Below are 1,778 nucleotides of genomic sequence, written 5' to 3'. Positions count from 1 at the left end.
GTAGCGCCGCTGTTCGCTGTGACAGCCGAATACCCGCTCCGCTTCCCGGTGCAGTTTGTCCCGCGTCAGCTCCACCATCACATGACCGCCCAGGCCGACGCCGATAAGATGCCCGCTGCCGTACCGCGGCCAGCCGGCCTGCGGCAGCGCGCCATCCACTTCATCGGGTAATACTTTGGCACCAAGGACGGGATTAACCGGGTCGCCTTCGGTGACGCCGCCGGGACATACAGAGCAGGCAATGCCGCCCTGGCTGCCTGTCAGCACGGTATGTGAACCCTGCACAATCTGACCATTCGCCACGCCGTCACTTATCCGGCTCGCGGGTTTGCCGCTCATGGTGTCTCCTTGAATTATTTATGGTTTTATTCTGAGTACAATTAATACTAATTGGCCACCCAATATTAAGACTGTGCCATTCAATAAATTTAGCGTTATCGGATAACTTACTATTAAATGCCACAGATTTGCACTATTAAAATACATCATGTAAAAGTGAAGTGTTCTTATGTAATATATTTAATATGTGTTTTCCGTAATTATACGTACATTATCTATTAAATTCCCAAACTCGTCTGTTTTTTCATTATCAGACTCACACATTTCTGATGCATACCCTGAAAAGTCTAAAGCCGCACCAGGATAATTTGTAACATCTAATCTGAGTTTAAATTTATATACTTTCCAGAAAGATCCAAGGGACTTTTTAGGGGAGAAATCATGAATATCAATAACTATTTTCATGCCCCTAACAAAGAACTCTCTTCTGTGACCATACAGTGGATGATCTTTACACCCACCAATAATTTGGGACATAAAGAACCTCGCTCGTGTTTCGGTTACTCCCCAATCAGCAACAGGCTGAAAAATTTCAGCACCATCTTTCAAACTAAAAAATTTACACTGATAAAACCCCGAAAACGTACCATATTCTCCCGTATATTTTTCCGATTCATTATAATCCATGCACACAAATACATATTCTTCCACCCCATTCGGAGCCGTAATTTTTTGTATAATAAAAGAATTATCTTGTGAAACAGAGAAAACACGATGCACACTCTGTATCTCAGCATTCGCAGCCCAAACGTTCTGGGGTAGAAGAATAAAAAACATAAAAAATAAAAAAAATTTCATTATTGCGTACCACTCGGACAAACCATACCATCAGGTATAGTGATTATTACATCTTGAACTCCCATATCCTTCTCCAGACCTGGAATTTCAAGGATTAATTTTCCGGGGTTTTTATCCATTAGTTTTTGTTGTGGATCCACCTTTTTCTTACGTAAAGCAGCGTCATCAACAATATCTCTGACGCAACTGAATAACTGAGCGCCACCATCTTTTAGTTTACCACTAATAGAATTTATTTTACCTCTGGCAGAAGACTTATCCGTAAGCCCCCATTGAGAAGGGATAATTGCTGTGGAATCAGTTGTTACTCCGTATTTTGCTAAATCTGAAGGGTTAGTATTATACCCACCACCTTTCCCTACCAGTCTCGAATTCCCCTGCAATACACGAGCACTTCCAGTGCATTCTTTTAACCCCAACGGATCTACATATCCAACAGGATTCAACGGATATTGATATATATTCCATCCACCCGCCAACCCAATCGGATCCTGCGTGATATATCTTCCCTGTACCGGATCATAGTACCGGTGCCGGTTATAGTGCAGCCCCGACTCCTCATCATACCACTGGCCCGGCAGCCTCAGCGGCTGTTCAATATTATGCGGGTTGTCTTCGGAAAGCACATTTCCCCACGGGTC

Annotated in this window: 3 protein-coding genes; all 3 read right to left on the bottom strand. The window is 43.4% G+C overall.

Annotation, left to right across the window (positions count from 1 at the left end; all coding sequences use genetic code 11):
- Positions 1-339, bottom strand: a 339-nt coding sequence (locus tag WB371_RS23670) for a hypothetical protein (RefSeq protein ID WP_420704082.1), incomplete at its 3' end; no start/stop codon positions are given.
- 180 nt (positions 340-519) lie between these two features.
- A complete protein-coding gene (locus WB371_RS23665) occupies positions 520-1,137 on the bottom strand; it encodes a hypothetical protein (protein ID WP_336222379.1) in 618 nt (205 codons plus the stop codon).
- Positions 1,137-1,778: RHS repeat-associated core domain-containing protein (locus WB371_RS23660; protein ID WP_336222378.1), on the bottom strand; the 642-nt coding region annotated here is incomplete at its 5' end. The genes WB371_RS23660 and WB371_RS23665, both read right to left, overlap by 1 nt.

The organism is Citrobacter amalonaticus (assembly GCF_037053465.1).
Classification (GTDB): Bacteria; Pseudomonadota; Gammaproteobacteria; order Enterobacterales; family Enterobacteriaceae; genus Citrobacter_A; species Citrobacter_A amalonaticus_H.
Note: the sequence above shows the minus strand (reverse complement) of the source record. Positions and strands in the feature narration are given on the sequence as shown.

Bases quoted from the DNA above. Each gene is read 5' to 3' on its own strand.
- WB371_RS23665 (WP_336222379.1), bottom strand. From the start codon at position 1,137: ATGAAATTTTTTTTATTTTTTATGTTTTTTATTCTTCTACCCCAGAAC.